The organism is Halococcus salifodinae DSM 8989 (assembly GCF_000336935.1).
GTDB lineage: Archaea > Halobacteriota > Halobacteria > Halobacteriales > Halococcaceae > Halococcus > Halococcus salifodinae.
In genome coordinates, this window is record NZ_AOME01000014.1 from 19654 (window position 1) to 37304 (window position 17651).

Sequence of the window (17651 nt, forward strand, 5' to 3'; positions counted from 1 at the left end):
CGGTGGATCGAGGGCGAGACCGTGAGCGAAGCGAGCGGTCGAGGGCTCGGGCGGTGCTGTGCGGGCAGGGCTAGTGGCAGTACCGCGAACGAGCAACGCGAGTGAGCGGGTGTTTTTAGTCCAGGTTTTTGCAAGTGGGGGTCGCGTGAGCGAAGCGAGCACGATCCCCCCGCAGTAAAAAAGTGGGGGTTCTAGGCAGGCTCGGGCACGCTCGGCGAGCGCGATTCCACGATAGCGAACGCGAGCGTGCTCACGAGGCCGAGCAGCGTTCCGGCAGTGAGCGCGACCGCCATGTACGAGAGGCCGACGTTCCCGAGGAGGTACGCGCCGACGCCGTGGAGGACGGCCGCGATCGCGAGCACGTAGAAGGGGGCGTTGAGGTAGCGCCACCGGAACCGCTCGGCGAGATACGTGTCGGTGATCCGGCCGACGCTGCTCGTGATCCCCGCCGCGGCGAACCACGGGACAGCACCGACGACGAGCGCGGCGGCGGTCTCGACGGGTGTCAGCACTCCCGTGCTTGCCTGGGCGGCGTCGAGCGTTCGGACACCGCTGACGCCGCCGATGACGAACAGCGCGAGCGCCACCACCGACGTGATGAGCATGACCCGACCGGCGTACAACCCGCTCCGTGCGCGCGCGACCGACTCGTCGATGGCCTGTTCGAGGCCGAGACCGCGAAAGAGGACGTACAGTCCGAGCAGCGCCGAGATGAGGCCGACAACCGTCGTTCCCGGAACCCCGAGCCGGCCGGCGAGCTCGACGAGCGGATAGATCAACAGCAGGATGCCGAGCGGAACCAGAATGGTGCCCCGCGTTTCGGGATCGTCGAGCACCTGCTTCATCGTGTAGTAGATCGATTCGAGGTTCTGGGCCTGGCGAACGACCACTCGTCGCACCCCATCGACCGGCAGCCGCGACCGAATCACCGGCAGCACCGACTCGTCCTGTGCGCCGTCGGTAACGACGATGGCGCGGACGTCCTCGCCGGTGGCGAGCCCCGCGAGGATCGTGTCGACCTCCTCGCCGACGCGGCGGTTGGCGGCGACGCCACCGCTCTCGACGCCCGCGACCGCCGCGACCTCGATCCGCTCGTCGGTGATGTCGTCGTGGATATGGAGGCCCTCGAACAACACATTGGAGTCCGAGTCCTCCGGGTCCGCAGTGGCGAGCGCGACCGCTGCGCGCTCGACCGCCTCGCGGCCGACAACGGGCGTCTCGACGCCAGCCTTCCGGCCGAGGTCGTCGTCGAGATCGACACACAGCACGAGCAGCATCGCCCGGGCGTACGCGATCCGGGGTTAACTGCTTTCCGTGCGAACGGTGCGGACGGTGTGGCGGGTGGGTGGTGGGCGGTGGAGGGCCGGTGTAGTGGTGGAGGGCCGGTGTAGTGGTGGAGGGCCGGTGTGGCGGTGGAGGGCCGGGTAGTGGTGGGGGACGGTGTAGTGGTGGGCGGCCGGTGTGGCGTCGAGTGGAGTCGTGCGGCTTTTGAGCGTCGGCCCCCGAGGAGGGGCTAACGAATGATCTCGAAGGGCTGTGAACAGTGTGCCAAAGGCGGCAAGATGGTGCTGTTTGTCTACGGCTACTGCGACCAGCGAGACTGCTTTTACTGTCCGCTCGGCGAGAACAGAAAGAACGTCACCGACGTCTACGCGAACGAGCGTCAGGTCGAGGACGACTCGGACGTAATCGAGGAAGCTCACCGGATGGATGCGCTAGGAACCTCGATCACCGGCGGTGAGCCACAGGAGGCTCTCGACCGGACCTGTCGCTACCTCTCGATGCTCAAAGACGAGTTCGGCGAGGACCACCACACCCACCTCTACACCGGGATCACGGGCGGGCGCGAGAACATGCGCCGGCTTGCGGAGGCGGGCCTCGACGAGATCCGCTTCCATCCACCGTACGAGCTGTGGGGCGACATGCATGGCACGGAGTGGGAGGAGATCCTCTACATCGCGCGCGAGGAGGGGCTGACACCCGCCTTCGAGATCCCCGGTATTCGAGCCGAAAGCGAGTTCCTCGAGTTCCTCGACGAGGGCGCGGCGGACTTCTGCAACATCAACGAGTTCGAGATGTCCGACGGCAACGCAGAACGGATGCAGGAGGCGGGCTTCGAGCTCCGCGAAGGGCACATGAGCGCGGTCGAGGGCAGTCACGACGTGCTCGATGCGATGGGCGACCACGAGAAGGTCTACTACTGCACCAGCGTGTTCAAGGACGCCGCCCAGCACCGCAACCGACTGAAGCGGATGGCGAAGATCGTCGGCCGCGAGTTCGACGACGTCACCGACGACGGCACGCTCGTCTACGGCAAGATCTGGGAACCCGTCGCGCGCCTCGCCGAACTCGGGGTTCCCGAGGAGTTCTACACCGAGAAAACCGACCACGTCGAACTCGCGTGGTGGCTCGCCGAGGAGATGATAGAGGAGGGCGACATCGGGAAGGGCGAGATCGTCGAGCAGTATCCGACGGCCGACGGCACGGTGGTCGAGCGGACGCCGCTAGCGTAGCATACGCCGCGCTTCGGCGGCGTTTCGCCGCGAGCGAACGGACGTGAGCGAGCGGGCCGAGGCGCGACTGTAGGGAGCGGCAAGGCTTTTGATCCAGATTTTGCCCGCGAAGGAGTGAGCAAAGCGAACGACTGAGCGTGGCAAAAGGTGGGGGTGTCTACTGTCGCCGTCTGACAGCGACGAGCGCGGCGGCGACGAGCGCGATCACCGCGACGACGACTCCGAAGCCGGGGCCGGTCAGGCCGGAGGTCGCGCCCGTCAGCCCGAGATACTCGTTGGCTTGACTGGTGTTCGCCGACGGCATCGTCCGGTTCCACGCGTTCGGCAGGTGGACCGACGTGTCGTCGTCAGCGTACGCGAGTTCGCGAACCTGTGATTCCGAGGCGTTCTCGGGGACGGCTCCCTCGACCCGGACGTAGGAGGTCGTNCAGGTGGACCGACGTGTCGTCGTCAGCGTACGCGAGTTCGCGAACCTGTGATTCCGAGGCGTTCTCGGGGACGGCTCCCTCGACCCGGACGTAGGAGGTCGTGGTGCCGTTGTCGGTCCGGCCGACGACGCTCTGGACGTTCTGTCCGCCTTCCAGGGTAACGAGCGCGTCGCGCAGCGCCGTCATGTTCTCGAAGGCCGCACCGGTCTCCAGCTGCATCCGGCCGTCCTCGACCGAGACGTCCATCTGGGCCTTCCGGAAGCCCGCCTCGCGGAACGCCGTGACGTACTCGCGAGTCTGGCCCGCTTGCGGGCCGGTGCTGCTGTTCAGCATCTGATTCGTCGCCTGCTTGAGGAGGTTCTCGCCCGAGACCGACATTGCGGCGGTGACGTTGACGCGCTCGCCCTCGGTGGCGGCGTGAAGTTCGTATTCGAGGTTACTGCTCTCGATATCGCGGTCTTCCAGTTCGTCGACGTACGTCCCCCAGTTCTCGGTCCGAGACTGCGAGTCGAGGTCGACGCTGATCGCCTGCGGGGAGTTCTTCGTGACGTTCGCGGTGAACGTGCTCGTCCGGGTGAGGTTCGCGGCCTGCTGGGCCTCGAACTGCTTGCGGAGGCGTTCGATGCTCTGGTTGAACGACGCCGCACTCGTGGCTGCGGCGTTCGTGGCTGTCGCGTTCGAGGACGTCACGTTCGACGTGGTCGGCGTCGTCTCCGCGCTTGCGGGCATCGACCCGACGCCAGCCGTGTTCATCCCCGCCATACTGCCCTCGTTGAGCGCCTGCATATCGGTCGCTTCCGCGACGTCGAGCGCCGCGAGCACGGCCCCGTCGTAGTTGTCGAGGTCGGCGTTCATCCCGGCCTCGATCGAACCCTGACGCTGGTCGTATCGAACCGAGAGCTCGTTCACCGTGAGGTTCTGGAGGCGCTGGGAGACGTTACGCGCCTCCGAGCGGTTGAGATCGACGTCCTCGGCCGACGTCAGCGACGACGTCAGCTGGTCGGCAACCGCGCGTTCGATCCCCTCGTAGGTGACCGAGTAGTCGATGTCGAGCTGCGAGCGGCCCGACTCACCCTGGGAGAACGAGTACGAGTCGATCGTGAGGTCGGCCGAGCCGTTCATCGACTCGGCGAGCGCGACGTACTGCGACTGCAGCGTCCGTTTGGCCTGTTCGCGGGTTTCCCACTGTGACGCGGTGGCCTCGAGAACCGGCCGTTCCTGGGAGACGTTCAGCGTGTACGTACCGTTGCCCTCGGTGATCTCGTAGGACTGATGTTGGGGCTGCCCCAGCGGCTGGGTCAGCTGAGCGTTCGCCGAGAGATCGGCGTCGAACATCGAGCCAGTGGTCGTGACGTCGCCGGTGATCCCTGCACGCTCGATGGGCACCGAACGGGCGACGTTCTCGCCGGTGACGGTCGCTGCGGCGGAGACGTCCGAGCGCGCGTTCTCGTCGGTCCGCACGCCGGTCGCGTTCACCGAGAGGTTCGAGAGCGTCTCGGGACGGGCCATTCCCAGCGTGCCGTTGCCGGTGACGTTCTCGCCGGTCATGACCGCCGTGACGTTGGCCGCGAGATCGTCCGAGCCCTCCACATCACTCGCGACGAGCGCGTGGAACAGCCCCTCGCTGACGTTCAGGCCGTAGTTCGCCTGTGTGCCGTTCGCCGCCTCCTCGTAGGCGAGGACGGCGTCACCGTTGTCCTCGACGTAGACGTCGTCGGCCGGTGGGAGATCGACACCCGTCTCGGCCGTGGCGTTCGTCCCGTTCGCGCCGCCCGCATCGCTCTGTGCACCGACGATGCCCCCACCGGCGACGACGGTGCTCAGCACGACCAGGAGTGTGACGAGGACTGCCGCCGATCGGGAACGCGCTGTCATCGCCCGCTCCCACGGCCGAGCGCAGCAGTATCCGATCGGGCGCTGGCCGTCGAAATCGATACCGTATCACTCGCAGTTCGGTTCATGAAACACATCTCATACTAGCGCCCAATAAACATTTCTATGCGCCCCCGTTTCTTCGAGATCGGATTGCGGCTAATCGAAGCGCCGACACGGCCGGTCCGAAGATTCGATCGTACCGACAACCGTCTGTGCGTTATGCTGCCGGCGGGCGATAGCGGACAACGAGTCGGTGTCAACTGGGTTGTCCATCGGTTCGACTCTCCCACCGAAACAGTTCACTGAGAGGAGAGGAGCTGTATCACGGACGCCCGCCACGTGAGTGGCGGTGTGATGACCTGACGGCCGGAAGGGTGTCGTTGAAAACGAAGGAGTGGGACCGTCGTGATTCGAACACGAGTCCGACGCACCCCATGCGCCGAGGATACCAAGCTACCCCACGGTCCCGCGTCCCGAACCACGCCACCTCCGGGATTAAGCCCTTCGTTTCGCCCACGCGGAAGACCGACGGTCGACGGCCGGCGGCTGGACCGTGAAGGACGTCGAACCGAAGAACAGGCGATGCATTCATGATGCGTACGCGTATCACGTCATTCGATGGGTTCGATACTACTCCAGCAGGGAATTCCGACGAGTCCAGGGGGAATCGTCGACCAGTACGGCCCGGCATTGATTGAAGTCGCGGCGAAGGCCGCGCTGTTCGTCGTCGCGTTCGTCGCCATCTACGCCATCGGGCGATTCGTGCTCGTCCGTCTCGTGAAGGGTGCGCTCGGCGCACGCGGGTTCGACCCGAAGGTCGTTGGCCTGGGTGGTACCGTCGCCCGCGCGCTCGCGCTGTTCGCCGCGCTCTCGCTCGCCGCGACGATGGCTGGCTTCGGGACCGTGCTCGCGGCGTTTGCGACCCTGCTCGGCGCGCTCTCGCTCGCGCTCGGGTTCGCCGCCCAGGACCTGCTGGCGAACTTCGCCGCCGGGATCTTCATCCTGAAAGACGATCCCTTCGGCATCGGCGACTGGATCGAGTGGCCCTCCGGCGATGGAACCAAATCCGGCGTCGTCCAGGATATCGGGCTGCGGGTCACGAAGCTCAAGACGTTCGACAACGAGCTCATCACGGTTCCCAACTCGGAGCTCGCGGACAACGCCGTCACCAACCCCGTCGCCGACGATCAGCTCCGGATCCCGTTCACCTTCGGGATCGGCTACGAAGACGACATCGAGCAGGCCAAAGAGATCATCGTTCAGGAGGCAGCGACCGTCGACCGGCTCAAAGGTGAGCCCGAACCCGACGTGATCCTGACCGAGCTCGCCGACTCGTACGTCGGCCTCACCGCTCGCGCACACATCGACGATCCCTCCCGCGGGAAGTACGTCAAAGCGCTCTCTGCGTGGGTCCAGGCGGTCAAGGAGCGCTTCGACGCCGAGGGGATCGACATGCCGTACCCCTACACCGAGCTCACCGGCGGGATCGACATCGAGAACATGGACGACGCCGACCTCGCGCGAGCCGACGACTAGATCAGGACGCGTTCGAGCTCGACGACCGTCCCACGTTCCGCGTCGGCCTCACCGACGAGCCGTCCGAGACAGACTGCGGCCCCATCGGGCGTGTAGCACGCCACCAGCGGTGATTCGTCGGGGTTCGTCGCCGACGTGTCCTCGATCGAGAGCACGCCGGGCGCGTACACCGGCGCACCCTCGGCGACCTCGCGGGCGGCGCTCGGCGCGATCGTCACCCGCGGGAGGTGGGTGAGTGCGCGCTCGGCTGGCCGGACGGCATCGGCGAGCGGAGCGATATCATCGCCCTCGGCGAACGCGAGCGCGTCCGTGAGGTCGTGGAGGCTCACGAGGTCCGTGTCGTCGAACGGCGTCGTCCCTGCGCGCCGGAGGTCGCCCATATGCGCGCCAGTGCCGAGTGCGAGCCCGAGATCGTGACACAGCTTCCTGACGTAGGTTCCGCTCTCACACCGGATCCGGAGCAGGACGCGACGTTCCTCGACATCGAGCGGGTCGAGCGCGTGGATCGTCCGGACTCGCAGCCGGCGCGCGACCGCGCTTTTCTTGGGTGGTTTCTGCTGGATCGGTCCCTCGAACGCCGCAAGCACCGCTTCGAGATCGTCGGGGGCCGGTCCGTGGAGTTCGAGGACCGCCACGTACTCCTTCGCGCCTTCGAGGAAGACCTGGGCGAGCCGGGTGGCGTCGCCGAGCAGGATCGGGAGACAGCCCGTGACTTTCGGGTCGAGCGTGCCGGCGTGGGCGGCCCGGTCGACACCGACGAGATCACGAACCCAGCCCGTGACCTGGTGGGCGGAGGGACCGGGCGGTTTGTCGAGGTTCACGACGCCGAACTCGCGGCGATCGTCGGGCGGGCGCTCGTCGGGTGGGCCGCGCATCACCGGTCGTAGTCGGCGTCGACGACGACCCCGCCCTCGTCGGTCGCGGGGTCGTAGCGCTCACACGCTTCGTGAACGAGCTGGGCGACGGTCTCGGGATCCCATCGCGCGGTGTTCACCGCGAGGTCGTAGATCGAGCGGTCCTCGATGTCGATGTCGTAGTACTCGCGGTACCGCCGCGCCTCGCTCTGTGCGCGGGCCTCGGTCTCTTCACGCGCGAGGTCGGCCGGCTTGTCCTCGCGGTCGGCGATCCGTTCGGCGCGGACGTCGAGCGGAGCGTCGAGCCAGAGTCGGAGATCAGCGTGCTCGCCCGCCATCCAGCCCGCGAGTCGGGATTCGAGCACCACGTCGTCGCGCTCGGTGGCGATCTCACGCTGACGGCGGTCGAGCGCGCGATCGATCTCGTCGTCGTCCTCGGCGAGCCGGTTGAGCTCCAAGGGAGTCAGCCCGCGCTCGTCGGCCACGGATCGAAAGATGTCGCCGCCGCTGATGTGTTCGTAGCCGAGTGCCGCGGCGAGATCGGCGGCAGTCGTGGACGTGCCGCCGCCAGCCGGCCCCGACAGGGTGACAAACATGTCTCTTCTGGGTCCGGCGCGGTACAAATCGGTTGTGTCTCTCGCTCACCGTCCTTACGATACGGCTACGAGCCGGGTGTGGTCCGGATGTTGAGAGACTTCTGGATGATCATCCGGAACGCCGTCGAGCAGAGGAAGTACCAGACCAGCCAGACCGGCGCGATACCGGCGATCTTTCCCGCCGATCCTGCCCACTCCAGCTCGCCGAAGATCGGGAGGATGAGCGACGACTCGGCAGGAGCGATGTGTCCCGCCCCGCCCCGGAAACCGATCATCCAGTACATCCAGACGAACGCCGGGATGGTGAGCAGCATGATCCACACCATCGGTCGGAACTGCTCTTTGAACATCCCGAGCTGGTCGCTCATCGCGTCCATCTGCTCCTCCTGGATGCGTTCGAGGGCGGCGTCGTCGCCCCGCTCTTTCGCCTCCTTTCGGCGCTCCTGGATGTTGCTCATCTTCTCCTGGACGGCGCTCATCTTCTCGGTGTTCATCAGGTTCGCCTGCAACAGCGTCGAGTACAGCCCCGTGAGCACCGAGAGCACGATCACGACGGCGTAAAACGGGAGAACGGCGTCGAGCGGCCCGAGGAAGAGGTCGACCGCGCCGCCGACCGCGTTCCGGATCGGGGCGAACCAGTAGGCGGGAAAGAGCGCGAGCGCACCGAGACCCGCGAGCTTGTCGTAGGTGGTCCAGCTCGACTCCTCGTCGTCGTCATCGCTCGTCTCGACCGCGTCGTCGCTGAGTGCCTCGCGCACCCCGTCGGGATCGTTCACCGCGAACCCGCTACCGTCGGCGTCGGTCAGGATGCCGGCCTCGATCAGCCGGCCCCACTGTCCGCTCGTGAGTTCATCGCTGACGTCGCCCCACGTCACGGTGTGTGGCTGCGTGCCGCCGTCGGGAGTGGCCTCGTCGTCGGGGGATGCGTGGCCGGCCCGCGAGAGCACTACCGAGAGCGCGTCCTCGAACGCGCTGTCCTCGGCGATCAGCGAGCGCACTTTGTCGGCTGTCCGCGCCATTGTAGGCTCCTTTGGGGCGGACGCTAATCAACCTTTTAGTTCGTTCGCCCAGGTGGCCCGTCCGGGATCGGTGCGGATGTCGCCTGCACGACGATCGAAACGGCGGTGTGTCGGGGCGTCAGATCGTCTCGTCGATCGTCGTTCGGAGGTCGTTCCACACCGCGTCGGGAGACTGCTCGCCGTCGATTTCTTCGAGTGCGCCCGCCTCACGGTAGTGTTCGATCACCGGCTCGGTGGTCTCGTGGTAGACCCGAAGGCGCTCGCGGACAGTTTCTTCGGTGTCGTCGTCGCGCTGGATCAGCTCGCCGCCGCATTCGTCACAGACGCCCTCCGCTTCGGGCTGGTCGAACTCGACGTGGTAGTTCGTGCCGCACTCCTCACACACCCGCCGGCCGGTCAGCCGATCGACCAGTTCGGACTCGCTCACCGAGAGCAGACAGACGGCATNCCCGCCGGCCGGTCAGCCGATCGACCAGTTCGGACTCGCTCACCGAGAGCAGACAGACGGCATCGAGAGTCGTGATGTCCGCGAGGTACTCGACCTGATCTTCGTTCCGGGGGTAGCCGTCGAGCACGTAGCCCTCGGCGTTACCGAGTGCCTCGGCGACGATCTCGTTCACCACGGGGTCGGGGACGAGCTTGCCCGCCTCCATGAACGAGCGCGGGGTGCCGTGCTCGGTCTCCATGTCCTTGTTCGCCCGGAGCGCGTCGCCGGTCGTGACGTGGGGAATGTCGTACTCGTCGGCAACGTTCGCGCTCTGGGTGCCTTTCCCTGCACCGGGTGGCCCGAGCAGCAGGACGTTCGGTTGCTGGCTCATGGGCGGGCTTCGCAGGCGAGAGTAAAAGGTTTGCAGATACGCGCCGGGACGCCCTGCCGAACCGGTGACGTTCGTTCCCGTGTTCGCTTACCCGGGTTGGGGTGTTACCGGCGCGCCTCGTTGTCGGCCTCCGCTAGATCGCTCGCCTGCTCCTGAACGGCGGTTATCTCGCGGTCGGCCGCTGCCTTGTCGACGTCGTAGACGTGACGCCACGATTCGAGCGGCGGTCCTTCGGACGTCTCGGGATTCACCTCCTTCGTCTCGGCGTCGTTGGCTCCCGCGAACCAGCGGTAGACGAGAACGATCACAAAACCCACCACCAGGGTCGCGATGGCCGCGTTCGCCAGCGCGCCGATCGGTGCGAGGAGCGTGAGCAAGGCCATGAGAGTGTTTTATTTATCCAATAACTAAAACGTTCGTCCGGTCATCACGTCGCTCGTCGTTCGCTCGCCGCCACCCGGCCCCGCCGTGGATTTATGCCGGCAGATCCCCTACGCGAGCGCGTGAGCAGTCGCATCAGCGCGCTCGATGCGGTGGTGTTCGGGGTCGACGTCCAGAGCGGGGATATCCGGGGCGACGCACCCTCCTACGCCGTGGTCGCGTTCGACGGTGAAAACATCGACCGCGACGTGGTCTCGCACCGAAAGCTCCGCCGGCTGATCGACCGCGAGGAGCCCGCGATCGTCGCCACCGACAACGTCTACGAGCTCGCCGCCGACAAGGACGCCCTCGTCCGGCTGCTGGGAAGTCTGCCCGACGAGACGCGGCTGGTCCAAGTCACCGGCGACGAGCAGCCCGAACCCCTCTCGCGGGTGGCGAGCCGGCACGGGGTTCCGTACGGAAAGAAGCCGATGAAGGAGGCAGAGGCCGCCGCGCGGCTCGCAGCCGCAAACGTCGGCTACGAGGTGTCGGCGTTCACCGACACCACCGAGGTGAAAGTCTCACGTGGACGTTCGACCGGCAGCGGCGGGTGGTCGGAGGACCGCTACACGCGGCGGATCCACGGGTCGGTCAAGCGCCGGGCGCGCGAGGTCGACACCGAGCTGCGGAAGGCGGGCCTCGACTACGAGATGGACGAGACAGAGAAGTACGGCGGGTACGCCAACGCGGTCTTTACTGTGGAAGCGCGCCCGTCGGACATCCCGGTCTCGGCCAGGCGCGCGGGCGACACCAGAACCGAGATCGAGCGGGTTCGGCGCGACGGCATCGAGTTCCGACCGCTCGCGAAGCGTCGGGATCACGTGCTCGTGGGGGTCGATCCCGGCACCACGACCGCGGTGGCGATCGTCGGGCTCGACGGCACAGTTTTAGACGTTCTCAGCACCAGAACCGCCGACACCGCCGCGGTGATCGAGTGGATCATCGAGCGCGGCCGACCAGTGGTGGTGGCGGCCGATGTCGAACCGATGCCGTCGACAGTGGAGAAAATCCGCCGGAGCTTCTCGGCGGCGGGCTGGGTGCCCGAGCGCGATCTCGCCGTCGACGAGAAGCAACACCGAACCCGCGAGGAGGGGTACGAGAACGACCACGAACGCGACACGCTCGCCGCCGCCCTCCACGCGTTCGACGGGTACGAGGACACGTTCGAGCGTGTTGGCCGGAAGGTGCCCCCGCGGATCGAGACCGGCGAGGTGATCGCGCGCGTGGTCGCGGGCGAAGAGTCCGTCGAGACCGTCCTCGCGGACCTCTCGGACGACGACGAGACCGACGACGACGATGACGAGCACGAACCCCGCGAACTCACGCCCGAGGAGCAGCGGATCAAGGAGCTCGAAACCCGGATCGAGCGCCTCGATTCTCACGTCGACGACCTCGAAGCGACGATCGAGGCAAAGGACGAAGAGATCGCGGAGTACGAGCGCGAACTCACCGACGCCAGACGGGAGGAGCGCCGCGAGGCGCGGGAGCGCCGGGAAGTCAACCGACTCGAACGCGAGAACGAGCGCCTCGAACGCGAGCGCGACGAGCAGCGTGAGGAAAGCGAGGAGCTCACCGAGAAGTTCGACCGGCTGAAGGAGCTCTGGCGGCTGGATCACTCGGACTTCGCGGACGTGGCCGAGGCGAAACAGGGACTCGTCCCGGTCAAGCCGGTCGCGAAGTTCACCAAGAGCGCGCTTCAGGACGCCGACGAACGCTACGGCCTCGCCGTGGGTGACGTGGTGTACCTCCGCGACGCGTCGGGTGCCGGGCGCTCGACGGCCGAAACGCTGGTGGAGCGCGAGCCCCGCGTCGTGCTCAAAGAGGGTGGACTCTCGGAGGTTGCCCGGGAGCTGCTGTTCGAACACGAGATCCCGGTCGCGCCTGCCGACGAGGTGACGATCGAGGAGATCGATGATCTCGCGGTCGCGCGCGAGGGGGCGGTCGAAGCCGCCATCGAGGGGTGGAAGGAGCGTGCGGACGCGTGGCGCAAGGATCAGAACGAGTCGATGGTCGATCAGGTCATCAGTGAGCACCGAGCTGACCGTGGCGAGAGTGACTGATGGGGGCGCGTTCGCGTCAGAACATCCCGTCCATCCCGAACGCGGCGAGCATCCCCGAGAGCAGGCCGCGCGCCACGAGGAGGAGTCCGACGAGCACGAGCGCGATCCCGGCCGCAACGATCGGTGCGGCGTAGGCGACGATCCCGAGACCGGCGAGACAGCAGAGCACGCCGACGATACCGGCGAGACCGAGTCGGTTTAGCATAGCTGAGGTCAGGCCTTCGCCGGTTTAAGAACGGTGAAGTCCTCTCCTGCCAGGCAGATCCAGCATCGAATACCGGCCCCGCTCAACACGGTTCGGAACCCAAATCGGGGGCTTGAAAGAGTTAAACCGCTCGCTGTCGAAGACCGCCCCATGAGCGGCAACCAGGGACAGGGGAACCTCCGGATGCCGGACGACGACGAGGTGTTCGCCGTCGTAACCGAAATGCTGGGTGCGAACCGGGTGAACGTCCGCTGTATGGACGGAACCGAACGGACGGCTCGGATCCCAGGCCGGATGCAAAAGCGGGTCTGGATCCGCGAGGACGACGTCGTGCTCGTCTCGCCGTGGGACTGGCAGGACGAGAAAGGCGACATCGAGTGGCGCTACGACAAACAGGACGCCGACCAGCTCCGCGAGGAGGGGCACATCCAGGGATGATGCAGTGTCACCTTTTTTAGCGGGGCCCTCGGACGCTCGCCGCCACCGCACCGCGACCACACTGTCGAAGCCCCCTCTCTCTTCGGTCGCTCGCCCTTCATCCACCGGGAGAGCAACGCTCTCCCGAGCCCCGACTCACTCTGTTCGTCGGGACGCCGAGGGCCGCTACCGCACCGCAGCCGCTGACCGCTCTGCCGCACCGCCATCGACGGCAGGTGATGCGTGAGCGACGACGACTTCGTGGATACCGAGGCCACCGAGGAGCCGGGCGACGAGTGGGAAGATCTCGACGTTTCGGATACCGAAGCGGATCGCGTCGCCCGCCAGCAGGACCGGGAGTTCGCGCGGTTTCGCGAACGCATCAAGGACGCCGACCAGTTCAAGGTCGAGGGTGGCGTCTTCGACGAGGCGACCCTCGGCGCGCTCTACAAACTGGTCCAGGACGGCCACATCGACGCGTTCGGCGGGCCGATCTCGACGGGGAAGGAGGCTCACGTCTTCCTCGCGGACGCGGACAAGGCCGACGTAGCAGTCAAAATCTATCGGATCAACGCAAGCGACTTCCGGCAGATGCGCCGGTATCTGGAAGGTGATCCACGCTTTCGGAACATCGGCTCGAAAAAGAAGAAGGTGGTGCTCGCGTGGACGAAAAAGGAGTTCGCGAACCTCCGGCGAGCGGCCGCGGCGGGCGTCAAGGTGCCCGAACCGATCGCGGTCCAGCGCAACGTGCTCGTGATGGAGTTCGTGGGCCACGACGGCGAGCGCGCGAAACGCCTCGGTGAGGTCCACATCGAGAACCCCCAGACGACGTACGAGGTCGTTCGGGAGTACACCCGCCGGCTGTACGACGCCGGGCTGGTCCACGGCGACCTCTCGGAGTACAACATCGTGGTCCACGACTCGCAGTTGTGGATCATCGACCTCGGCCAGGCGGTCACGATCCACCATCCGAATAGCCGCGAGTTCCTCGAACGCGACTGCCGGAACGTGGCGAACTTCTTCGCACGCCAGGGCGTCGACGTGACCGGTGACGAACTCCTGGCACACGTGACGAGCGAAGCCGAACCGCGCGAAGACTAATCACTCTGGGGGTCGTTCACACGGTATGAGCGACGTATCGGTTCGAGCCGCCACAGTCGCGGACGTGGACGAGATTCAGGAGGTCGCACCCCGGGCGTGGCACGCGACGTACGGGGAGTTTCTGCCTGCGGAAGCCATCGACGCGATCCTGGACGACTGGTACGCGGCCGAGGAGATCGAGGGCTCGATCACGAGCGAGCGGAGCGTCTACCTCGTGGCCGACGGCGAGTCGGTCGCGGGCTACGCGAGCGCCGCACCGATCGACGCCGAGGACGACGGGCAGGAAGCACAGCTGTACGCCATCTACGTCGACCCTGATCGCTGGAACGACGGCATCGGTACGGCGTTGCTCGAAAACGTCGTCGGTCGGCTCGCGGAGCGTGGTATCGAGCGACTCCGTGTCGAGGTCCTCGCGGACAACGCGGTCGGCGTCTCGTTTTACGAATCACGCGGGTTCGAGCGGACCGCCGAGCGCGAGCGGACGGTTGGCGAGCAGACGCTTCCCGAGTGCGTCTACTATCGCGACGTCTGAACAGCGGTCATCGAGCCGGAACAGTGATACGTCGTGGCTCGGTACGGTCGACGATGAGTCACGGACTGTGGCGCTGGCGTACTCTCTTGCCAGCGGACAGTCCAGCCCGTTCGCCCGCGGCGGCCTAACCCCGCCGGCCGTGGTCTGGTGCTCCCTCCGCCTTCTGCCGCACCGCTACTGACCACCCAGAGCACCAGAACACGATGGACGACACGAACGCGAACACGACGGATCGAACAGCGCGACGAACCGACGACACTGAAAGGGACGACACCGACGAAGGCGGTACCGACGAAAGCGACGCCGACGATCCCGAGAACAGTGTGACGCCGGATGCGGTCGCCGGCGAGGTCGACTACGGCAAACTCCTCGATCGGTTCGGCGCTGACGCGCTGACCGACGGCCAAGTAGGACGGTTCCCACAACCGTCACACCCGCTGCTTCGACGGGGAGTCTACTACGCCGGCCGCGACGTCGACCGCCTTCTCGACGCGATCGATGGCGACGAGCGGTGCTCGATCGTCACCGGCGTCGGCCCATCTGGACCGATGCATATCGGTCACGCGGTCACGTTCTACTTCGCGAAGTGGCTCCAGGCCGCGACCGACGCGACCGTCTACGTTCCGCTCTCGGACGATGAGAAGTATCTGAGTCGGGAGCAGAGCCTCGCGGAAACCCGGGCGTACGCCCGGGAGAACCTGCGTGACCTCGTGGCAGTGGGATTCGATCCCGAACGGACGCGGTTCGTGATCGACACCGCCGACGCGGACGTGATCTATCCGCTCGCGACCGCGCTCGCCGAACGAATTACACCTGCGGCCCGCGACGCGGTGTACGGCGAGCCCGCGAACGTCGGGATGGGGTTCTACCCGGCGGTGCAGGCGACCCATCTCCTGCTGCCGCAGTTCGTCGACGGCCCGCACGCTACCACCGTACCGATCGCGGTCGATCAAGATCCTCACGTCCGGCTCGCGCGCGATGTCGCCGCGAAGGAACGTTTCCCGGTCGAGAAGCCTGGCGCGCTGCTCTCGAAGTTCCTCCCCGGACTGGAGGGGCCGGGAAAGATGAGTTCCTCGGACGATGCACCCACGATCCACCTCACCGACGACCGCGAGACGGTCCACGAGAAGCTCGGACGGGCGTACTCCGGCGGACGAACGGACAGGGAAGCCCACCGCGAGCACGGCGGCGACCCCGGCGTGGACGTGGCGTTCCAGCTCCTCCGCGCCTTCTTCGAGCCCGACGACGGCGAACTCGATCGGCTCGCGCGCGAGTATCGGGCCGGCGAGCTGCTGAGCGGTGAGCTCAAGGCCCACGCCGCCGACCGGATCGCGGACTTCCTCGACGCCCATCAGGCCAGGCGACCGAGCGACGCCGAACTCGACGACGCGCTCGCGCCCTACCGGCTGACCGGTGCGGAGCGCGAGCGCGCGCTCGCCGCGGTCGGGCTCGGAAACGGCGTGGCGACGGTCGAATCCGGGAACGGCTGAAGCGCGAACGGCCCGAGAGACGATCAATGCAGGAAGGGACGACGGACGTTCTCCGGCGGGGAGCAGCGCGGGCGCGTGCGAAGCGTTCAAATCGCCGGGCTCCGTAGCGCACACATGCAACACGTGAAGATTCCGCAGGACCGCATCGGCGTGTTGATCGGCGAGGGCGGCGCGACGATGCGCGAGGTCGAAGAGCGCGCAGAGGTCCGTCTCGACATCGATTCCGAAACCGGCGCGGTCGCGGTCGAATCGGTCGGCGATCCCGTTCTCGGGCTGAAAGGCCCCGAGATCGTCGAGGCGATCGGGCGTGGGTTCGCGCCCGAGGACGCGCTGGTGCTGCTCGACGACGAGATGATGATGTTCGACCTCGTCGACGTCGACGCCGCGACCCGGAACAAGAACGACCTCGAACGCAAGAAAGGACGCCTGATCGGCGAGAACGGGCGTACCCGCGAGCTGATGGTCGAGCTTACCGGCGCGGAGGTCGTGATCTACGGGACGACCGTCGGCGCGATCGGGACCCCCCAGCAGGTCGAGGCCGTCAGGAGCGCGGTCGAGATGCTGCTCGATGGCGCGCCACACGGGGCGGTGTACTCCTTCCTCGAACGCAAGCACAACGAGCTCAAGCAGGCCGGCATGGAGTACCACCAGTTCACCGGATAGAGCCCACAAACGGAGGGAATACGAAGTCGTGGGTGAGAGACGGCTTGAGAATTTCGGGCGGTCGACGGCGGTGTGATATGGCCGCTGGTGCTGTTGCGGTTATTGCAGTTGGCGCGCGAGAGCGCCGAAGGCGCGACTCGTTCGAGGTCTGCGCGAGCGAAGCGAGTGCAGGCTCGTCAGAGCGAAGCTCTGACGGTGGATGAGTGAACGAGCGGAGCGAGTGAGCGAATCGGCTGGGGAGGCGTGTGGCCTGCGGTTCTCATTTGTGTCGGCATCGCAGCGGTCTCGATACGTGTATCAGCAATCTTGCAGCGGTCTCGCTGGCTGCGACAACGATCGAAACGAGAGTAGCTGCGACAGCAATCGAGATCACGACCGCTCGGGAGCCATAGCAATCCTCTTACTCACGCGCCGATCAGTTTCGACAGGACGACTCATGGCCGAATCGGATGCCCCCGACCGCCCCACACCCCCGCCCGAGACTTACGAGGCCATCATGCAGGCGACGTATCGTGCGTTCTGCAAACACGGGTACGCCGATCTGACGACCCGCGAGATCGCCGAGGAGTTCGCAAAGAGCCGATCACTCCTCCATTATCACTACGACACCAAACAGGAACTCATCGTCGCGCTACTGGAGTACCTGCTCGAATCCCACCCGGCGAAGGCGGCGACCGACGAGATCGCAGATCCGGACGAACGCCTCGAACTGTTCATCGACCGCGGGCTGTTCGGTCCCGAGAACGCTCCCTTCGACTTCTGGGACTTCCACACCGCGCTGCTCGAACTCCGGTTGCATGCCCACCGCAACGACGCCTACCGTGAGCAGCTCGACCGCACCATCGGCCTCATCACCGACCTCCTCGCCGCAACGATCCGGGAAGGCATCGAGACAGGTTGTTTCCGTGATGTCGACCCAGAAGAGACGGCACAGTTCCTCTACGACGCCATCGACGCCGCCCGCATCCGGAAGATCACGCTCGGTCACGACGACGCGCCGCGCCGGACCAGACGGGCGATCGAGACGTTCGTCCTCCCGACGCTGCGGGCGGCCGACGACGATCGGTGAGACGGACAGCGCGACCCGGCCGACGGCACCCCTGATATAGGGTTCGACAGAAGTG

General features: G+C 66.3%; 16 protein-coding genes, 1 tRNA gene and 1 pseudogene. 9 read left to right on the forward strand and 9 right to left on the reverse strand.

From position 1 onward, the window contains the following. Positions 1 to 191: 191 nt before the first annotated feature. Positions 192 to 1277: a DUF373 family protein gene (locus C450_RS02560; RefSeq protein WP_005039635.1), complete on the reverse strand. Its 1086-nt coding sequence runs from the start codon at positions 1275 to 1277 to the stop codon at positions 192 to 194. Between the two features lie 243 nt (positions 1278 to 1520). Here C450_RS02560 and C450_RS02565 point away from each other — a divergent pair, with 243 nt between their 5' ends. Further along, positions 1521 to 2513 carry a radical SAM protein gene (locus tag C450_RS02565; RefSeq protein ID WP_005039637.1) on the forward strand — a complete coding sequence of 331 codons (993 nt, stop codon included), beginning with the start codon at positions 1521 to 1523 and terminating at the stop codon, positions 2511 to 2513. A 157-nt stretch (positions 2514 to 2670) separates the two neighbouring features. On the opposite strand, the gene C450_RS20530 is transcribed toward C450_RS02565, so the two are convergent. Continuing rightward, positions 2671 to 2817 carry a PGF-CTERM sorting domain-containing protein gene (locus C450_RS20530; protein ID WP_005039639.1) on the reverse strand — a complete coding sequence of 49 codons (147 nt, stop codon included), beginning with the start codon at positions 2815 to 2817 and terminating at the stop codon, positions 2671 to 2673. Positions 2818 to 5211: 2394 nt separating this feature from the next. Beyond that, a tRNA-Pro gene (locus C450_RS02575) sits at positions 5212 to 5284 on the reverse strand. A 150-nt stretch (positions 5285 to 5434) separates the two neighbouring features. Between C450_RS02575 and C450_RS02580 the strand changes: the two genes are divergently transcribed. Beyond that, entirely contained in the window at positions 5435 to 6352 is a 918-nt protein-coding gene (locus C450_RS02580; protein WP_005039643.1) for a mechanosensitive ion channel family protein, read from the forward strand. On the opposite strand, the gene C450_RS02585 is transcribed toward C450_RS02580, so the two are convergent. The 5 genes and pseudogenes from C450_RS02585 to C450_RS02605 all read right to left on the reverse strand — a co-directional run bounded on the left by C450_RS02585 (position 6349) and on the right by C450_RS02605 (position 10022). Next, the gene (locus C450_RS02585; RefSeq protein ID WP_005039645.1) at positions 6349 to 7227 is read right to left on the reverse strand and encodes an RNA-guided pseudouridylation complex pseudouridine synthase subunit Cbf5; all 879 of its coding nucleotides are present in this window, start codon (positions 7225 to 7227) and stop codon (positions 6349 to 6351) included. The genes C450_RS02580 and C450_RS02585 overlap by 4 nt on opposite strands. Continuing rightward, a complete protein-coding gene (gene cmk / locus C450_RS02590; protein ID WP_005039648.1) occupies positions 7227 to 7802 on the reverse strand; it encodes a (d)CMP kinase in 576 nt (191 codons plus the stop codon). Before cmk ends, C450_RS02585 begins: the two co-directional genes overlap by 1 nt. A 65-nt stretch (positions 7803 to 7867) precedes the next feature. Next, on the reverse strand, positions 7868 to 8821 hold the full coding sequence (locus C450_RS02595; protein WP_005039650.1) for a DUF106 domain-containing protein: 954 nt from the start codon (positions 8819 to 8821) through the stop codon (positions 7868 to 7870). Between the two features lie 118 nt (positions 8822 to 8939). Next, positions 8940 to 9639: pseudogene (locus tag C450_RS23410) on the reverse strand (nucleoside monophosphate kinase). Positions 9640 to 9743: 104 nt separating this feature from the next. Then, a complete protein-coding gene (locus tag C450_RS02605) occupies positions 9744 to 10022 on the reverse strand; it encodes a hypothetical protein (RefSeq protein ID WP_005039652.1) in 279 nt (92 codons plus the stop codon). 120 nt (positions 10023 to 10142) lie between these two features. Between C450_RS02605 and C450_RS02610 the strand changes: the two genes are divergently transcribed. Continuing rightward, the gene (locus C450_RS02610; RefSeq protein WP_049909801.1) at positions 10143 to 12119 is read left to right on the forward strand and encodes a DUF460 domain-containing protein; all 1977 of its coding nucleotides are present in this window, start codon (positions 10143 to 10145) and stop codon (positions 12117 to 12119) included. 16 nt (positions 12120 to 12135) lie between these two features. Here C450_RS02610 and C450_RS02615 read toward each other — a convergent pair whose 3' ends face one another. Continuing rightward, a complete protein-coding gene (locus tag C450_RS02615) occupies positions 12136 to 12324 on the reverse strand; it encodes a DUF7470 family protein (protein ID WP_005039655.1) in 189 nt (62 codons plus the stop codon). Positions 12325 to 12474: 150 nt separating this feature from the next. On the opposite strand from C450_RS02615, the gene eif1A reads away from it, so the two are divergent. The 6 genes from eif1A to C450_RS02645 all read left to right on the forward strand — a co-directional run bounded on the left by eif1A (position 12475) and on the right by C450_RS02645 (position 17596). Further along, positions 12475 to 12762: a translation initiation factor eIF-1A gene (gene eif1A, locus C450_RS02620; RefSeq protein ID WP_005039657.1), complete on the forward strand. Its 288-nt coding sequence runs from the start codon at positions 12475 to 12477 to the stop codon at positions 12760 to 12762. A gap of 222 nt (positions 12763 to 12984) precedes the next feature. Beyond that, positions 12985 to 13842 (forward strand): serine/threonine-protein kinase Rio1, encoded by an 858-nt coding sequence (rio1, locus tag C450_RS02625; protein WP_005039658.1) that lies wholly within the window; start codon positions 12985 to 12987, stop codon positions 13840 to 13842. Between the two features lie 25 nt (positions 13843 to 13867). Further along, positions 13868 to 14374 carry a GNAT family N-acetyltransferase gene (locus tag C450_RS02630; RefSeq protein ID WP_005039660.1) on the forward strand — a complete coding sequence of 169 codons (507 nt, stop codon included), beginning with the start codon at positions 13868 to 13870 and terminating at the stop codon, positions 14372 to 14374. 203 nt (positions 14375 to 14577) lie between these two features. Further along, on the forward strand, positions 14578 to 15864 hold the full coding sequence (locus C450_RS02635; protein WP_005039662.1) for a tryptophan--tRNA ligase: 1287 nt from the start codon (positions 14578 to 14580) through the stop codon (positions 15862 to 15864). A gap of 114 nt (positions 15865 to 15978) precedes the next feature. Next, entirely contained in the window at positions 15979 to 16527 is a 549-nt protein-coding gene (locus C450_RS02640; RefSeq protein ID WP_005039664.1) for a KH domain-containing protein, read from the forward strand. A 436-nt stretch (positions 16528 to 16963) separates the two neighbouring features. Next, positions 16964 to 17596 carry a TetR/AcrR family transcriptional regulator gene (locus tag C450_RS02645; RefSeq protein ID WP_005039666.1) on the forward strand — a complete coding sequence of 211 codons (633 nt, stop codon included), beginning with the start codon at positions 16964 to 16966 and terminating at the stop codon, positions 17594 to 17596. The last annotated feature ends 55 nt before the right edge of the window (positions 17597 to 17651 follow it).

What these genes read in the sequence shown, in the direction of transcription:
- C450_RS02560 (WP_005039635.1), bottom strand. Translation starts at nt 1,277, where the DNA reads ATGCTGCTCGTGCTGTGTGTCGATCTCGACGACGACCTCGGCCGGAAG.
- C450_RS02565 (WP_005039637.1), top strand. Translation starts at nt 1,521, where the DNA reads ATGATCTCGAAGGGCTGTGAACAGTGTGCCAAAGGCGGCAAGATGGTG.
- C450_RS20530 (WP_005039639.1), bottom strand. Translation starts at nt 2,817, where the DNA reads ATGCCGTCGGCGAACACCAGTCAAGCCAACGAGTATCTCGGGCTGACG.
- C450_RS02580 (WP_005039643.1), top strand. Translation starts at nt 5,435, where the DNA reads ATGGGTTCGATACTACTCCAGCAGGGAATTCCGACGAGTCCAGGGGGA.
- C450_RS02585 (WP_005039645.1), bottom strand. Translation starts at nt 7,227, where the DNA reads ATGCGCGGCCCACCCGACGAGCGCCCGCCCGACGATCGCCGCGAGTTC.
- cmk (WP_005039648.1), bottom strand. Translation starts at nt 7,802, where the DNA reads ATGTTTGTCACCCTGTCGGGGCCGGCTGGCGGCGGCACGTCCACGACT.
- C450_RS02595 (WP_005039650.1), bottom strand. Translation starts at nt 8,821, where the DNA reads ATGGCGCGGACAGCCGACAAAGTGCGCTCGCTGATCGCCGAGGACAGC.
- C450_RS02605 (WP_005039652.1), bottom strand. Translation starts at nt 10,022, where the DNA reads ATGGCCTTGCTCACGCTCCTCGCACCGATCGGCGCGCTGGCGAACGCG.
- C450_RS02615 (WP_005039655.1), bottom strand. Translation starts at nt 12,324, where the DNA reads ATGCTAAACCGACTCGGTCTCGCCGGTATCGTCGGCGTGCTCTGCTGT.
- eif1A (WP_005039657.1), top strand. Translation starts at nt 12,475, where the DNA reads ATGAGCGGCAACCAGGGACAGGGGAACCTCCGGATGCCGGACGACGAC.
- C450_RS02630 (WP_005039660.1), top strand. Translation starts at nt 13,868, where the DNA reads ATGAGCGACGTATCGGTTCGAGCCGCCACAGTCGCGGACGTGGACGAG.
- C450_RS02635 (WP_005039662.1), top strand. Translation starts at nt 14,578, where the DNA reads ATGGACGACACGAACGCGAACACGACGGATCGAACAGCGCGACGAACC.
- C450_RS02640 (WP_005039664.1), top strand. Translation starts at nt 15,979, where the DNA reads ATGCAACACGTGAAGATTCCGCAGGACCGCATCGGCGTGTTGATCGGC.
- C450_RS02645 (WP_005039666.1), top strand. Translation starts at nt 16,964, where the DNA reads ATGGCCGAATCGGATGCCCCCGACCGCCCCACACCCCCGCCCGAGACT.